Source organism: Streptomyces sp. NBC_00885 (assembly GCF_045207475.1).
Classification (GTDB): Bacteria; Actinomycetota; Actinomycetes; order Streptomycetales; family Streptomycetaceae; genus Streptomyces.
The window spans coordinates 4324118-4338799 of the sequence record NZ_CP108796.1; the positions used below are offsets into that span (position 1 = coordinate 4324118).

General features: G+C 70.1%; 15 protein-coding genes. 9 read left to right on the forward strand and 6 right to left on the reverse strand.

What is annotated here, in order from left to right; all coding sequences use genetic code 11:
* Positions 1-260: 260 nt before the first annotated feature.
* On the forward strand, positions 261-2690 hold the full coding sequence (locus OHA61_RS19590) for a SpoIIE family protein phosphatase (protein WP_406304105.1): 2430 nt from the start codon (positions 261-263) through the stop codon (positions 2688-2690).
* Positions 2691-2851: 161 nt separating this feature from the next.
* On the opposite strand, the gene OHA61_RS19595 is transcribed toward OHA61_RS19590, so the two are convergent.
* The 5 genes from OHA61_RS19595 to OHA61_RS19615 all read right to left on the reverse strand — a co-directional run bounded on the left by OHA61_RS19595 (position 2852) and on the right by OHA61_RS19615 (position 6200).
* A complete protein-coding gene (locus OHA61_RS19595; protein ID WP_406304106.1) occupies positions 2852-3580 on the reverse strand; it encodes a hypothetical protein in 729 nt (242 codons plus the stop codon).
* 689 nt (positions 3581-4269) lie between these two features.
* On the reverse strand, positions 4270-4476 hold the full coding sequence (locus tag OHA61_RS19600; protein ID WP_406304107.1) for a hypothetical protein: 207 nt from the start codon (positions 4474-4476) through the stop codon (positions 4270-4272).
* Positions 4477-4555: 79 nt separating this feature from the next.
* Entirely contained in the window at positions 4556-4945 is a 390-nt protein-coding gene (locus OHA61_RS19605) for a GntR family transcriptional regulator (protein ID WP_406304108.1), read from the reverse strand.
* Positions 4942-5700, reverse strand: coding sequence for a hypothetical protein (locus OHA61_RS19610; protein ID WP_406304109.1), 759 nt, complete (start codon positions 5698-5700; stop codon positions 4942-4944). The genes OHA61_RS19605 and OHA61_RS19610 overlap by 4 nt, the downstream gene beginning before the upstream one ends.
* Positions 5701-5954: 254 nt before the next feature.
* Positions 5955-6200, reverse strand: coding sequence for a hypothetical protein (locus tag OHA61_RS19615; protein WP_324975633.1), 246 nt, complete (start codon positions 6198-6200; stop codon positions 5955-5957).
* A gap of 525 nt (positions 6201-6725) precedes the next feature.
* Here OHA61_RS19615 and OHA61_RS19620 point away from each other — a divergent pair.
* Entirely contained in the window at positions 6726-7046 is a 321-nt protein-coding gene (locus OHA61_RS19620) for a carboxymuconolactone decarboxylase family protein (protein ID WP_406304110.1), read from the forward strand.
* A 240-nt stretch (positions 7047-7286) separates the two neighbouring features.
* Here the strand turns inward: OHA61_RS19620 and OHA61_RS19625 are convergent, their stop codons facing one another.
* The gene (locus OHA61_RS19625; RefSeq protein WP_406304111.1) at positions 7287-8162 is read right to left on the reverse strand and encodes a bifunctional DNA primase/polymerase; all 876 of its coding nucleotides are present in this window, start codon (positions 8160-8162) and stop codon (positions 7287-7289) included.
* 342 nt (positions 8163-8504) lie between these two features.
* Here OHA61_RS19625 and OHA61_RS19630 point away from each other — a divergent pair, with 342 nt between their 5' ends.
* From OHA61_RS19630 to OHA61_RS19660, 7 genes are all read left to right on the forward strand, one after another.
* On the forward strand, positions 8505-8813 hold the full coding sequence (locus tag OHA61_RS19630; protein ID WP_406304112.1) for a hypothetical protein: 309 nt from the start codon (positions 8505-8507) through the stop codon (positions 8811-8813).
* 191 nt (positions 8814-9004) lie between these two features.
* Positions 9005-10195 (forward strand): acyl-CoA dehydrogenase family protein, encoded by a 1191-nt coding sequence (locus OHA61_RS19635; RefSeq protein ID WP_406304113.1) that lies wholly within the window; start codon positions 9005-9007, stop codon positions 10193-10195.
* Positions 10192-11097: a bifunctional MaoC family dehydratase N-terminal/OB-fold nucleic acid binding domain-containing protein gene (locus tag OHA61_RS19640; protein WP_406304114.1), complete on the forward strand. Its 906-nt coding sequence runs from the start codon at positions 10192-10194 to the stop codon at positions 11095-11097. Before OHA61_RS19635 ends, OHA61_RS19640 begins: the two co-directional genes overlap by 4 nt.
* Positions 11097-12191: an acyl-CoA dehydrogenase family protein gene (locus OHA61_RS19645; RefSeq protein WP_406304115.1), complete on the forward strand. Its 1095-nt coding sequence runs from the start codon at positions 11097-11099 to the stop codon at positions 12189-12191. Before OHA61_RS19640 ends, OHA61_RS19645 begins: the two co-directional genes overlap by 1 nt.
* Positions 12178-12579 (forward strand): MaoC family dehydratase, encoded by a 402-nt coding sequence (locus OHA61_RS19650; RefSeq protein WP_389368738.1) that lies wholly within the window; start codon positions 12178-12180, stop codon positions 12577-12579. The genes OHA61_RS19645 and OHA61_RS19650 overlap by 14 nt, the downstream gene beginning before the upstream one ends.
* Positions 12576-13742 (forward strand): lipid-transfer protein, encoded by a 1167-nt coding sequence (locus tag OHA61_RS19655; RefSeq protein WP_406304116.1) that lies wholly within the window; start codon positions 12576-12578, stop codon positions 13740-13742. Before OHA61_RS19650 ends, OHA61_RS19655 begins: the two co-directional genes overlap by 4 nt.
* Before the next feature lie 209 nt (positions 13743-13951).
* Positions 13952-14524: a SigE family RNA polymerase sigma factor gene (locus OHA61_RS19660; RefSeq protein ID WP_266480768.1), complete on the forward strand. Its 573-nt coding sequence runs from the start codon at positions 13952-13954 to the stop codon at positions 14522-14524.
* Positions 14525-14682 lie beyond the last annotated feature (158 nt).

A 14682-nucleotide genomic window follows, 5' to 3' on the forward strand; every position in this document is an offset into this window, starting at 1 on the left:
CCGTGTCCGCCGACTGTCACAGGGGTGTCACAGGCCACCTCCACAGGCGCGCCACCGGAGCGATCAGCGTGGTCCCGGCCGGCGGGGCCCGGCGGTGAAAGCCGCCGGGGCGGCACTGTTCCTGAGCGGCCCGTCGCGTCATGAGACAGGCAGGGGCAGGGCTCGTCGTGACGGCGCCGGGTTGGTACTCCGTGCCCCTGAGGATCATGCTTGTCAGGAGGGCCCGGCCGTGCATGTTCCCGAAGGCGAGATGAGCGCCGATGGAGCGAATTCCTACCCCTCCCGGTGACCAGGCGCAGGCGGACGCCCTGCCGGAGTCGGCCTACACGGCCACGGCCACCGTCGACGAGCAAGGCATCGTGACGGGGTGGAGTGAGGGAGCCCGGCGGCTGCTGGGCTACGCACCCTCGGAGATCGTGGGCCACCGGGCCGCGCGGCTGCTCTGCGATGACATCGATGATGGAGCGCTGCGGGATGCCGCTGGGCGGGAGAGGTGGAGCGGCACCGTGGCGCTGCGGCACCGGGACGGTCACCGGCTCGAGCGGCGACTGCTCGTGCACCGCCCCAGGCCGGACGGCCCGGTCGCCGAGTGGCTGGTGGTGTCCGCCGTGGCGGGCCGGCCGCGCACGCCCGGGGACGAGGCGCTGGGGGAATGGGCCTTTCGCCAGTCCCCCAGCCTCCTGGCGGTCTTCGATGCGGACCTGCGGCTGGTGCGGGCCAACGCCGGCATGGAGCGTGCGCTGTCCCTCACCGAGGACCAGATGCGCGGGCTGCGCCTGCCGGACCTCGCGCCGCATCCTGTGAGCGATCAGGCCGAGGCGAAGATGCGCCTGGCGCTGGACAGCGGCGAGGTGCAGCACGCAGAGGCCTCCATCCGCCCGACGGGTGTCAGCGCGGAGCACGGCTGGTCGACCACGCTGGCTCCGCTGAAAGACCCCGACGGCCGGGTGCGCGGCGTGTGCCTGTCGGCGTACGACACGCTGCAGGAGCACCTCGCCCGGCAGCGAATGCTCCTGCTGAACGAGGCCGGAGCCCGCATCGGCACCACCCCGGACGTTCAGCGCACCGCGCAGGAACTGGCCGACGTCGCCGTCCCCCGCCTCGCGGACTTCGCCGCCGTCGACCTGCTGGATGCCGTCCAGCGCGGTGGCGAGGTGCCCCCCGTCCCGGCGGCCGGTCCCCTCACCATGGACCGCACCGCTGTGCGGTCGGTCCTCGACGACGACGTCTCCCCCTTCGGGGCGGGAGAGCCCTCCCGCTACCCTGCGTCGTCACCGGTGGCCCAGTGCCTGGCCCAGGGCCATGGCGCCCTGTACGAAGTGAGCGACCCGGCCGTCGCCCGGTGGGCGGCCCAGGACCCCCGAGCCGCCGCCTGGATCCGCGAGGCGGGAACCCACTCGGTGATGGTGGTGCCGATGCGGGCGCACGGCAGCACGCTCGGCGTGGCCCTCTTCAGCCGTCACCAGCGCCCGGAGCCTTTCGAACCGGACGATCTGTGGCTGGCCGAGGAACTCACGGCCAGAGCGGCCGTCAGCATCCACAGCGTCCGCCACCGCCCCCGGGAACGCACCACGACCATGACCCTGCAGCGCAGCCTGCTCCCGCAGACGCTGCCCGATCAGGGGGCCTTGGATGTCGCCACCCGCTACCTGCCCGCCGACAGCCGGGCCGGCGTGGGCGGCGACTGGTTCGATGTGATCCCGCTGTCCGGTATGCGGGTGGCCCTCGTCGTGGGCGATGTGGTCGGCCACGGCATCCGTGCCTCCGCCACCATGGGCAGGCTGCGCACCGCGGTGCGCACCCTGGCCGACGTCGACCTGCCGCCCGACGAACTGCTCACCCATCTCGACGACCTCGTCATCCACCTGTCCGCCGACGAGGGCGGCACGGAAGGCGCCGCCGAGAGCGCCGGAGGCATCGGCACCACTTGCCTGTACGCGGTCTACGACCCGGTCTCCCGCCGCTGCACCCTCGCCCGGGCCGGCCACCCCCCGCCCGCGGTGGTCACCCCGGACGGCGCTGTCCGCTTCCTCGACGTCCCGGCCGGACCACCCCTGGGCCTGGGCGGCCTGCCGTTCGAGACCTTCGAGACCGAACTGCCCGAGGGCAGCCTGATCGCCCTCTACACCGACGGTGTGCTCGAAGTCCGCGACCACGACATCGATGACGCCCTGGACAAGATGTTCGCCGCCCTCGCCCGCCCCGCCAAGACGCTGGACATGGTCTGCGAGAGGATCCTCACCTCCATGCTGACCCACAGCCCCGACGACGACATCGCCCTGCTCATCGCCCGCACCCGGGCTCTTGACGCCGACCGGGTCGCCACCTGGGACCTGGCCTTCGACCCCGCCATCGTCGCCCAGGCACGTCAGTACGCCACCGACCAACTGACCACCTGGCAGCTGGACGACGCCGCGTTCATCACCGAACTCGTCGTCAGCGAACTCGTCACCAACGCCATCCGCTACGGCCTGCCGCCCATCCAACTGCGCCTGATCCACGAGAACAGCACCCTCATCTGTGAGGTGTTCGACTCCAGCAGCACCGCCCCGCACATGCGCCGCGCCCGGACCTTCGACGAAGGAGGACGAGGCCTCCTGCTGGTCGGCCAGCTCGCCCAACGCTGGGGCACGCGGCACGCCCCCACCGGAAAAACAGTCTGGGCCGAACAGTTCCTCACCAACGATTGAAGCCCCCGGGCCCCAGACCCTCGAGGCGACGGGGTGAAGGCTGTGAAGCCTCCACCCCGTCGCGTCTGGCGTCGCGGCCCGGGCGTCAGGAACCCGTCCGGTCCATCGGCGAGGGCTGGTCGACGGGCGTCACCGCCGTTACCGCCATCGCTACCCGTGCCCTACACGGCCGGGGCCGGGACCACCGGCACAGGGACAACCGGGGCCGGCTTGGCGGGGAGCTGCTGAACAGGCGGCTCCACCGGGGGCGGGGCCGGCTTCGCGGGATCCGGCTTGGCGGGGAGCTGCTGAACAGGCGGTTCCACCGGGGGCGGGGCCGGCTTGGCGGGGTCCGGCTTGGCGGGGTCCGGCTTCGCGGGGTCCGGCTTGGCAGGGTCCGGCTTCGCGGGGTCCGGCTTGGCAGGGTCCGGCTTCGCGGGGTCCGGCTTCGGCTTCGCGGGCTCCGGCTTGGTCTTCTCGACCTCGTGCTCGTCCTTCCAGTGATCCTTGTCCTTGGTATTCCAGTGGTCCTTGTGGTGCTTCTCCCAGTAGTCGTAGTCGTTGTAGGTGTCCCAGAAGTACCACTTGTGGTGGTACTTCACCACGTAGTAGCACTTGTAGTGCTCGTCCCAGTAGAACTTGTGGTGCTTGCTCCAGCAGAAGTGCTTCTTGTTCTTCTTGTGCTTGTTGTGCTTGTTGTGGTGCTTGCTCCAGCAGTAGTTCTTGTGGTGCTTGTCCTTATGCCCCGGGGTCATGGTCCCGACCGACGTGCCGGACGTCGGGGCCGCAGTTGCGGCGGTGGCCGGCAGGATGACGCCTCCGGCGACCACAACGGCAGACGCCACAGCCGTAGCGAAGCTGAGCCGACGCTTGGGATTGGTGCCCTTACGCTTGCGGATAATGCGAGTCACGATTCCTCCTGATGGTGAAAGGCACTTTCACGTGCCCCGGGGCCTCGTTTTCCTTCCGGTGTTTCCGGTGAGGCCCGCACTTCAAGTAGGCCCGCATCGTCCAAACGGGTCATGTTCCGAGGGCTCGGGACTTGACGGATTCAAAGACGCCAGGTAAAGGCGCAGAGGTAATACGCCGGCGCCGCCTCCGCTCCTGCAGAAAGCGACCTCTCGCCCGCAGCAGCACCGTCAGGCAAACCACCGCCGAAGTCCTACTCGCCGTGATTTCGCGATGTCGCGCGGGCTCAGCCCTGATTGAAAGCGCGGTTCTTGCGCAGCCCGGGCCGAGGCCTGGGGCGCAGCCAGGACAGGTGACGGACGGTCAACCAGCCCTGGTCGGCAAATGAACTGCCTTGTACCGCAGGCCAGATACGTGTTGAGACGGTCCCAGAGGCCCGCCGAGCTTCTGGTGTGCGACGACTCGCAGGGTCACGGCGCCGATGGCTCCGACCGCCGCCGCGGTCCTGACAGGTCATCCATTTCGCCCCGGCGGCGCAGGCGGCAAGGCAGTCGCCTGATCGGGCGGACAAGTCCCAGGGGGCGTGCCTCGGGCGTCGCCGTGGAGCTCGTCGTCGGGCTCCTCCTCCTGGTCGGTGGCCCGGTAGTGGAACGCGTCCGGCCACCAGTCGTCGTCCAGCCAGTCGTCGTCCTTACCCGCCGAGCAGCAGCTCGGCGGCGGCCGCCTCGGTCGCCCGGGACTCCATCGCGGCGGTGTGGTACGGCTCGAGGTCCAGGGCGGCGACCAGCCCGAGGATCTCGCGCCGGATCCGGGCCCGGCGCCGCCACCGGAGGCCGATGGCCCCGTACACGGCGGCGGCCACGGTGAACACCGATGCGGCAAGGACGAGTTGGAGCACGCCCCGAGGCTACGGCCGCGGGCGCCGGAGCCGACATGGGATTTTCGGCACGCCGGCATGATCCGCCGTACCTCTGGGGTCACGGTGTATCGAGACTTGCGAGTGCGTGCCGGATCGCCGCAAGAGCTTCCTCGTGGGTGGCGTTGAGCTGCTGGGCGGCAGCCGCGAAACTGCTTGCGTGTTCCGCGAGCTTCGCTTTGACGTCGGTGGTGGCCGCCGGGGCGACGACCTGGGTGCCGGAACCTCGGCGGCTCTTGACGAGGCCCGCAGTCTCCAATTCGCGGTACGCCCGCACAACGGTGTTGTTGGCGAGCCCGAGGTCGGAGGCGAGCTGGCGCACGGACGGCAGTTTTTCCCCCTGACGCAGTCGGCCGACTGAGATCAAATCGGCTAGCTGCGAGCGGAGTTGCTCGTACGGGGGGACAGGGGAAGCGTGGTTGACGCTGATGCTGATGCCGTTGAATGTCATGGCCGCGCCTTGCCGTAGGCCTGCGGCAGCAACAGGACGCACAGACAGTGACCCGCCGTCAGCGCAGAGGCGAGGGCAGTGGCTACCAGTCCCCACGAGGCCACCTGCATCATCCCTCCCGCACAGGGCGAGCTCAGCGCAACGACGCCCATCGTCGACGAGACAGCGAAAAGAGGGGCGGTCACCAGCACTCCCCATGCGCCGACTGCCGCCCGGACGCTCGTGCGGCGTTGGTCGTCGCTCCCGAAGCGCGCGGTGACACGGCGCAGGAACAGTGCGCAGGCGACGGTACCGAGGGCGAGACCGCCGAGGGCCGGCCAGGCGTAGTACGGGCCGGGCCAGGGCGAGAGCAGATGGGTGCCCGCCGGGCACGTGACGGACAGAGCATGACCTGAACGGCCGTCATTGTCCGCCGAAGCCGTTGTGGCGGCAACGATCTGGAGGACCAGCAAGACAACAGCCTGGGTGGCCAGTGCGGCAGTCAGGATTCGGGGCAGTTGGTCACGGATCCGGCGCGGAGCCACCTCGGCCACTCGCAGTCGGCCAGGACTCGGGCGCGCGATCACATCTGCCGTGAACGCGCCAGCCATGGCGCACAGGCCGAACACGGGGAATCCGTACAGCAGGTCCACATCAGGCTCGGGGCTGAAGGAGATCAGCGCGTTGACAGCCAGACCGGTTGCCGCACCGGCCCATCGCACGGGGGTATCGAGCCTCGCCCGCCACGTGCCTGCCGTTCCTGCGGCAGAAGACATGCCGCCCCCTTCCCTCCCGCAAGGTGTATTAACTACCTGACACAATTGCCTGCGGGCGGAAGTGTGTCAAGTGATTGACACACTTGGCTGCAGTGCCGGGGCGCGCGTGGTGGCCAACTCGGCGCGTATGTGCTGGACATCGCGACTGCCGCAGGCTCGCGACGGACGGGCTCCAGTGACGCGACCATGATCAGCTGGGGTGACGGGCGCCCCGGTGCCGGAGCTCGGCGCTGGGTCGTTGGTTCCGGCGAGGTTCAGGAACTCTCGACGAAGCGGACGGACCAGGCGTAGCCGCTCAAGCCGTCGTGCGGGACCCGCCGGACTTCTCTGACCTCGCAGCCGTCGTGGGCGTACTTGCGGGCGAACCGGTCGAGGCGCTGCTCGTCGGTGAGATCCTCCATGGACAGCGGTGCTCCGACGACGAGGTCTTCGTGAAGGACTGTCTGCGGCGAGGCATCGTCCGAGCAGGCCGGGCAGTGATGCGTTCTGGGTAGGGCCATGGGATCAGTGTCCTCCTCATCCGGACGCCAGGACGTGATCCCCGGCCGCCTTCGTGTATCCGGGCAGCTCGCCGCAGCTACCGGTGCGTGCCGCCTACGGAGGGTGGGAGCGAGCGCTGTACGTCGTCGACTACACCGTGGACTATGTGCCCCTCCGGTTCGTCTGCGAGACAAAGGCGGCGGAAGCTACGCCGCCGAGTCGGTTCCCGGCTACGTCAACCCGGCCGTGCTGGGCTCCGTGCTGGCCGCCGCCGGATGCGCCGGTGCCGCGGCCCTCGATTCGAAGCGCCGCGCCGGGGGAGACCGGGCCGTGTGATGCGGGAGGGCCTCGGCCCCCGGCTCGCCACGGTGCTCAACTGCCTCCCGCGCCGCTGTCGAAGTGCTGTCCCTTCTCACAGAGCCACCCTCGACAGGCAATCCGGGCGGAACGGACTTACGGTCGAGCAGTAGACGCTGCACCGGGATGCGGAGCACCACCTTCCGCCCGTTGATCCTCGTTCGACACCAACAGGAGACGACCCTGCCATGGCCACAGCATCTGAAACCCCGGTACTGGACACCCTCGCCGCGATGACGGTCGACTCGGTTGAGCGGTGCGGGCTGCCCCCGGACACGTTCATGCTCACCCGCATCGCGGCCCTCGCCGCCTCGGACGCTCCGCCGATTTCCTACGTCGCCAACATCGACCCCGCTCTCCAGGCGGGTATGACCGCCGACCAGCTGCAGGACGTACTGGTCGCCATCGCCCCCATCGTGGGTACAGCCCGTGTCATGACGGCAGCGGGCAACATCGCCCAAGCACTCGGTATCGCGATCGCCGTCGCCGACGCCGAGGCCCAGGGCTGAACGCACAAGACGTCGCCCGAAGTCTGGAGCACTCACCGCAGGTTGTGTGACGAATCGGCCCGGACCGGTCAACGAAGCCGGTCCGGGCCGTTCGCATGTCCCGTCCTGCCGCGATTCACGGCTGGTCCGGTTCGAAGCCGGCGAGCATCTGCTCGAGGCCTGCTGGTCCGGGCCGACGACAGGGTTCGCGCCCCCGGCGCACGCGGGAGCCCGGCGGCGGGACCCGCTCACGGGACCTGTTCAGCGGCGGCGCCCCGAGGTGAGCCGTTCCGCCGAGGCGATCGTCGCGCGGGCCTCCCGTTCGGACAGGCCCGCCTGGACCGCCGCCTCGGTGAGGGCGTCCGCGAGCTCGTCGCCGAAGCCGTTCTCGTAGGCGCGGCAGGCCGCCCAGAACAGGCGGGTGTTGCGCTGGCCCTCGTGCGCGGCGAGGACGAACTGGACCAGGCCGTTGCCCTGCGCCGGGCGGGCCGGGCCGGCCTGTGTGGCGTGGTGGGGGCGTGCGGGGGGTGTCACGAGGCGCAGGAGTGCGCGGGGGCAGGGCGCGGGGGACAGCTCGGCCGTGCCGGGGGCCAGGCGGTAGGCGCCGTGGGCGCTGACCGAGCCGGGACCGACGAGATAGCCGCCCGCGCCGCGTACGTCGATGCCGGGGGCGAGCCTGCTCGCGGAGTTCGGGACGACGATGTCGGGCGGGCCGGTCAGCCAGAGGTGGCGGCCGCCGCTCGGGGTCAGCACGGTGACCGTCTCGGGGATGGTGAAGAGGTGGCGCAGGGCCAGGTCCTGGAGCGCGGCGACGGAGTCGGTCGAGGACTTGGTGTCGAGGTCGATGCCGATCAGATGGTGCGGCGGGCGTCCGCAGGCGATGCCGTAGCCGGTGGCCCAGGGGGCGGCGGCGAAGAGGGCGCGGACGCCTGCGGGGTCGGTGGTGGCGTCGTGGACGCCGTGGCCGGGGAGGCCGCATTCGCCGCGGCAGAGGACCGGCTCGGCCTCGCCCCGGTGGGGGGAGCGCAGGGCGGGGAGCTTGCTGGGGGACAGGGGAATGACGGGGAGCCCGCGCTCCGCGGCGGAGAGAGCGTGGGCGAGGGCCAGGGTGGCGTTCTGCCGGTCGGTGGTGGCCATGCCTCTATGTTCGTACAGGTGTTCGAAGAAGGGAAGGGGGGACCGCCATGGCGGGCGCGGGGGAGATCGGCCGAAAATATGCCGTACCGCTCCCTCCCTGCCTTGCCCGGGTTTCGGAGTGCGCGCGGGCCTGAGCTGGGGTTCTGAGGGTGTGAAGGGGGTTTATCGACATATCCTCACGCTTGAGGGGGAATTGGGGTGTCCGGGGTGGTTCGCCGGGGATTCCGTGGGCAACTCTGATCTCGCGACGTCGTGATCACGATCCCGGGCGGTCGGCCAACTGCCCTGAACAAGCCGTAGTCAAGCCGTAGTTCCGCAGTTCCAGTTCATGGAGGAAATGACATGGCATGCATCCGTACCGCCCGAGCTGTCGCCGCCGTCGCTGCCCTGCCCCTCGCTGCCGCACTCTTCTCGGGTGTCGCCCAGGCCGACAACGGCACCTTCGCGGACGACGGATCGAACGCGGCAGTGGCCTCGGTCATCGGCAGCGGAGTCGCCGGCGACAACTGGGGAAATTCGACCACCACCCACCAGGTGGCGAACGGAGCCGGAGCGTCCAATCAGAACCACACAGCAAGCGTGAGCGGCTCCGGCTTCACGGCGATCGACCAGTCCCATGCGGTGGTGAACTTCACGGAACTGTGGTGGTGACCGGCCCGATGGGGGGTTCGACCAAGGGGTGAACGACAGCCTGCGCGGCGGTACTTCGGTGCCGTCGCGCAGGCTGCTGTGCGCACGGAGGCATTCGTGCCGGCGGCCGGGACTGCGGCTGACCTTGACAGGGCACACGTATCTGACGGACAGTCAGAAACCCTGATCCGTACGCCCGGGAGGCGGCCGCCGTGCACCTCGCCCCGACGGAGCGGCAGCAGCAGCTGCGCGCCGAACTTCGCTCGTACTTCCGAGAACTGATGCCGGACGGACCGCCGCCCGCCGCCGACGAACCGGGCCGCAGGCGGCTGCTGCGACGCATCGGGGCGGACGGGATGCTCGGTCTCGGCTGGCCCGTGGAGTACGGAGGCCAGGGGCGCGGCCCCGACGAGCAGTTCGTCTTCTTCGACGAGGCGTACCGCGCCGGTGCGCCCGTCTCCATGGTGACCCTGAACACCGTCGGTCCGACCCTGATGAAGTACGGAACCGAACAGCAGAAGTCCTTCTTCCTGCCGCGCATCCTCAGCGGCGATCTCGTCTTCGCGATCGGCTACAGCGAGCCGGAGGCCGGGACGGACCTTGCCTCGCTGCGTACGCGTGCCGTCCGGGACGGCGACTCCTGGGTCGTCGACGGACAGAAGGTCTTCACCAGCAACGCCCAGAACGCCGACTGGATCTGGCTCGCCTGCCGTACGGACCCGCAGGCGCCCAAGCACAAGGGCATCTCGATCATCCTGGTGCCGACCATCGCCCCGGGCTTCTCGTGGACGCCGATCGAGACGGTGGGCGGCCTGGCCACGACGTCGACGTACTACGACGGGATACGGGTACCCGCCGTGAACCTCGTCGGCGAGGAGAACGGCGGCTGGGGACTGATCACCAACCAGCTCAACCACGAGCGGGTGGCGCTCGCGGCGATCGGAATGCAGGCCGAGGATTTCTACGCGGCGGTGCTGGAGCGGGCCCGCACACCCGATCCAGTGACGGGCGAGCGCCGGATTGACGTGCCGTGGGTCCAATTCAGAGCGGCCGAGGTACATGCCAGGATCGCGGCAACGCGCCTGCTCAACTGGCGTTTGGTGGGGGATGTGGGGGCGGGCCGACTGGCCCCCGGCGACGCGAGTGGCGTGAAGTTCGCGGGAACTGAATCCGCGGTCGAGGCGTATCGCATGTGCCAGGAAATCACGGGGGAAGCGGGGATGATCCGGGCCGGATCGCCCGGCTCGCTCGACATCGGTGCCGGGGAGCGTCCGCTGGGCGACGGGGAGCTGGAGCGGATGAACAGGGCGGCGCAGATCAACACCTTCGGGGGCGGGGTGAGCGAGGTGCAGCGGGAGATCGTCGCCACGATGCGACTCGGCATGAGGAGGGGGAAGCGGTGACGGACCTGTATGAGCGGTTGAAGGCGTACGAGGGGCGGGCGGCCACCACCTCGGGCGTCGGCAAGGACCTGGTCAACGAACCGATGATCAGGCACTGGTGCGAGGCGATGGGGGACACCAACCCCGCCTACAGCGGTCCGGACGCCATAGCGCCGCCGACGATGCTGCAGGCCTGGACGATGGGCGGTCTCTCGGGCCACACGGACCGGTCGCCGGTGCACGACGAGCTGTTCGGACTGCTCGACGAGGCGGGCTACACCTCGGTCGTCGCGACCGACTGCGAGCAGGAGTATTTGCGGCCGCTCAGGCCCGGGGACCGGATCACCTTCGACGCGGTGATCGAGTCGGTCTCGGAGCTCAAGACGACGAAGCTGGGGGCGGGCCACTTCGTCACGACACGCATGGACGTGCGAGCTGACGGCGAACCGGCCGGGACGCATCGCTTCCGGATCCTCAAGTACGCACCGGCCCGGCGGAAACCGAAGCCCGCCACGGTCAGACGGCCGCGGCCGGTGATCAACCGGGACAACGCCGGATTCTGGGAGGGGGTGGCCGCACACAAACTGCTCATCCAGCGGTGCGGCGGGTGCGGGACGCTGCGCATGCCCTGGCTGCCGGGATGCGGGGCGTGCGGCTCGGCGGAATGGGACACGGTCGAGGCGGGCGGCGCCGGGACGGTCTACTCGTACGTGGTGATGCACCACCCGCCCTTCCCGGCCTTCGACCCGCCGTACGCGGTGGGGCTGATCGAGCTGGCCGAGGGCGTTCGCATGGTCAGCAATGTGGTCGGCGTGCCGTACGACAAGGTGCGGATCGGGATGCCGGTACGGCTCGAATTCCTGCGGGTGGACGAGGAGTTGGAGCTGCCGGTCTTCAGTGGCGCGCACGGGGGTGCGGGCTGATGGACTTCACGCCCACGCAGGATCAGAGCACCGCCCGGGACCTGGCGGCGCGGATATTCGGTGATCTCTCCACGCATGATCGGCTGGTCGCCGCCGGGACAGGTACGGACGCGGAGTTGTGGAAGGCGCTGTGCGCGGCAGGCCTTCCGGGGGCCGCCGAGGACATAGGTCTGCTCGGTCTTGTGCTGCTTCTGGAGGAGCAGGGACGGACCACCGCTCAGGTGCCGTTCGCCGCGACCTGCGTCTACGGAGTGCTGGCGGTGGCGGCGCACGGCACGGACGAGCAGCGGGCCCGGCTGCTGCCTGCGCTGGGCGAGGGCACGGCGGTGGCGACCGGGGCGTTCCCGGCACGCGGCGGCGTGCAGGTCCTGGCGCCGAACCGGCTGAGCGGCTCGGTGCCGCTCGTGCCCTGGCTGCGGGATGCCACGCACGTACTGGTTCCGGACGCCGGCCGGGCGCTGTGGCTCGTACGAACCGCGGATGCGCAGGTGACGGACGTGGAGACCACGGCGCCCTGGTCGGCGGGGCGGCTCGTGCTGTCCGGCGCCCCGGGCGAGCGGCTGGGCGGGCCGGGTGCGTACGAGTCCGTGCTCGCCCTGGGCCGTACCGCATTCGCGGGACTGCAGGCCGGGGTGTGCGCGGGCTCGCTCGCCCGGGCCGTCGAACACACCTCGGTCCGCGAGCAGTTCGGGCGTCCGCTCTCCACCAACCAGGGCGTGCTGCTGCGCGCCGCGGACGCGTACATGGACACCGAGGCGATACGGGTCACGGCCTACGAGGCCGCCTGGAGGCTGGACGAGGGGCTCGACGCGGCCGCCGAAGTGCTGACCGCCGCGTGGTGGGCCTCCGAGGCCGGCCGGCGCGTCGTCCACGCCGGGCAGCATCTGCACGGCGGGACCGGTGCCGACCTGGACCATCCGGTCCACCGCCACTTCCTGTGGGGCCGCCAGCTGGACGCCTACCTCGGCTGCGGTCCGGAACTCCTGGCCGAACTCGGCCAGTTGCTCGCGCAGGAGCCCGTAACCGCACAGGAGCCCGTGACAACCGCAGAGGAGCCCGTACTCACAAAGGAGCCCGTACGTGAAAGCCGGTGACGAACTCCCGCCGCTCACCATCCCCATCACCCGCACCCTGATCGTCGCCGGAGCCGTTGCCTCGCGCGACTACCAGGACGTGCATCACGACACGGAGCTCGCGAAGGAGAGGGGATCCCCGGACATCTTCATGAACATCCTGACGACCAACGGCCTGGTCGGGCGGTACATCACCGACTGCCTCGGGGAGCGTGCCGTGCTCCGCAAGGTCGCGATCCGCCTCGGCGCCCCCAACTACCCGGGAGACACGATGGTGTTGAGCGGCACGGTCACCTCCGTCGAGGGCGGCACCGCCGAAGTGCGGGTCGTCGGCGCCAACGGCATCGGCAACCACGTCACCGGCACGGTTACCGTGAGCCTCGCACCGAGCCCGGAGGGAGCCCTATGAGCATCCGCAGCCGGGACACGCTCGGGAGCAGGGCGGCCGTCGTGGGCATAGGGGCGACCGAGTTCTCCAAGGACTCCGGCCGCAGCGAACTGAAGCTGGCCGTCGAGGCGGTGCGTGCCGCACTCGACGACGCCGGCCTCTCCCCCGCCGACGTCGACGGCCTGGTGACCTTCACCATGGACACCAGCCCGGAGATCACCGTCGCACAGGCGGCGGGCATCGGCGAGCTGTCCTTCTTCTCCCGTATTCACTACGGAGGCGGCGCGGCCTGCGCCACCGTGCAGCAGGCGGCCCTCGCCGTCGCCTCCGGGATCGCCGAAGTCGTCGTCTGCTACCGGGCGTTCAACGAACGGTCCGGTCGGCGCTTCGGCTCGGGGGTGCAGCACCGCGAGCCGTCCGCCGAAGGCACGGCGCTCGGCTGGAACCTCCCCTTCGGGCTGCTCACCCCCGCCTCGTGGGTGGCCATGGCCGCGCAGCGCTATCTGCATACGTACGGGCTGACGCCCGACGCGTTCGGCCATGTCGCCGTCACCGACCGCCGTCACGCGGCGAACAACCCCGCCGCGTACTTCTACGGGAAGCCGATCACGCTCGCCGACCATGCAGCGTCGCGCTGGATCGTCGAGCCGTTGCGTCTCCTGGACTGCTGCCAGGAGACCGACGGCGGCCAGGCGATCGTCGTCACCAGCGCCGAGCGGGCCCGTGATCTGCGGCAGCCGCCGGCGGTGATCGTCGCGGCCGCGCAGGGTGCGGGACGTGCTCAGGAGCAGATGACCAGCTTCTCCCGCGACGATCTCACCGGGCTGCCCGAGATGGGAGTTGTGGCCCGGCAGCTGTGGGCGACGTCCGGGCTCGCCCCCGGCGATATCGACGTCGGTATCATCTATGACCATTTCACCCCATTTGTTCTGATGCAGTTGGAGGAGTTCGGGTTCTGCAAACCCGGCGAGGCAGCGGAGTTCGTGGCCGGGGACGCGCTGCCGCTCAACACCCATGGCGGGCAGCTCGGCGAGGCGTATCTGCACGGGATGAACGGCATCGCGGAGGCGGTCAGACAGCTGCGCGGCACGTCGGTGAACCAGATACCGGGCGCGGCGAGGGTGTTGGTCACCGCGGGCACCGGCGTACCCACATCCGGGCTCGTCCTGGGTGCGGACGGCTGACGGACGGCCGCGGGACGGCTTGCGGCGGCTCACTGCTGCTCACGGCGGCTTACGGACCCATGCGAAGCCGCAGCTGCCCGTATCCCACCGTCGGGGTGTCCTCCACCTTCAGGAGGTGGGGGCAGCACCCCCCGTACAACCTGAGGCGGACACCGCTTCGCGACCTGGGGCCGATCCGCGACCGTAGTGCCCGCTCCTAGCGTGGAGCTATGACCACGCCAGTCTGCACAAGCGCTTCGAAGGCCGCCGCACCGGCAGCCTCGTACACGCCGAACGCGCGCTATGCGACCTACTCATCGTTTTCGTCGTACGTACGGGCGCGGGGGCCCGTGCTGCTGCGAACAGCCCGCTCGCTCACCGCGAACCCGAGCGACGCCGAGGACCTGCTGCAGACCGCGCTCACGAAGACATATGTCGCGTGGGAGCGGATCGAGGACCACCGGGCGCTCGACGGCTATGTGCGCCGCGCACTGCTCAACACCCGCACCTCGCAGTGGCGCAAGCGCAAGGTCGACGAGTTCGCGTGCGACGAGCTGCCCGAGCCCGAGACCGTGCCCACGCCCGATCCCGCCGAGCAGCAGGTGCTGCACGACGCGATGTGGCGCGCCGTGATGAAGCTGCCGGACCGGCAGCGGGCGATGGTGGTGCTGCGGTACTACGAGGATCTCAGCGAGGCCCAGACGGCCGAGGTGCTCGGGGTTTCCGTCGGCACCGTCAAGAGCGCGGTGTCGCGGGCGCTCGGCAAGCTCCGAGAGGACCCGGAGCTGGCGCCCGTACGCTGACCGGCCGCTGTCCGGCTGCCGGCCCGGCTCCGCCCACGGACCCGTCCTGCCGACCCCTAACGCTTGCCGCGCCCGCACCCCTCCCGTCTCGCGTGTTTCCGCAGTCCCTGCTGTTTCCGCACTGATCTTCCGGCGCCGATTGATTACCTCCGGGTAGT

Bases quoted from the DNA above. Each gene is read 5' to 3' on its own strand.
- OHA61_RS19590 (WP_406304105.1), top strand. From the start codon at position 261: ATGGAGCGAATTCCTACCCCTCCCGGTGACCAGGCGCAGGCGGACGCC.
- OHA61_RS19605 (WP_406304108.1), bottom strand. From the start codon at position 4,945: ATGACATTCAACGGCATCAGCATCAGCGTCAACCACGCTTCCCCTGTC.
- OHA61_RS19610 (WP_406304109.1), bottom strand. From the start codon at position 5,700: ATGTCTTCTGCCGCAGGAACGGCAGGCACGTGGCGGGCGAGGCTCGAT.
- OHA61_RS19615 (WP_324975633.1), bottom strand. From the start codon at position 6,200: ATGGCCCTACCCAGAACGCATCACTGCCCGGCCTGCTCGGACGATGCC.
- OHA61_RS19620 (WP_406304110.1), top strand. From the start codon at position 6,726: ATGGCCACAGCATCTGAAACCCCGGTACTGGACACCCTCGCCGCGATG.
- OHA61_RS19625 (WP_406304111.1), bottom strand. From the start codon at position 8,162: ATGGCCACCACCGACCGGCAGAACGCCACCCTGGCCCTCGCCCACGCT.
- OHA61_RS19630 (WP_406304112.1), top strand. From the start codon at position 8,505: ATGGCATGCATCCGTACCGCCCGAGCTGTCGCCGCCGTCGCTGCCCTG.
- OHA61_RS19645 (WP_406304115.1), top strand. From the start codon at position 11,097: ATGGACTTCACGCCCACGCAGGATCAGAGCACCGCCCGGGACCTGGCG.
- OHA61_RS19655 (WP_406304116.1), top strand. From the start codon at position 12,576: ATGAGCATCCGCAGCCGGGACACGCTCGGGAGCAGGGCGGCCGTCGTG.
- OHA61_RS19660 (WP_266480768.1), top strand. From the start codon at position 13,952: ATGACCACGCCAGTCTGCACAAGCGCTTCGAAGGCCGCCGCACCGGCA.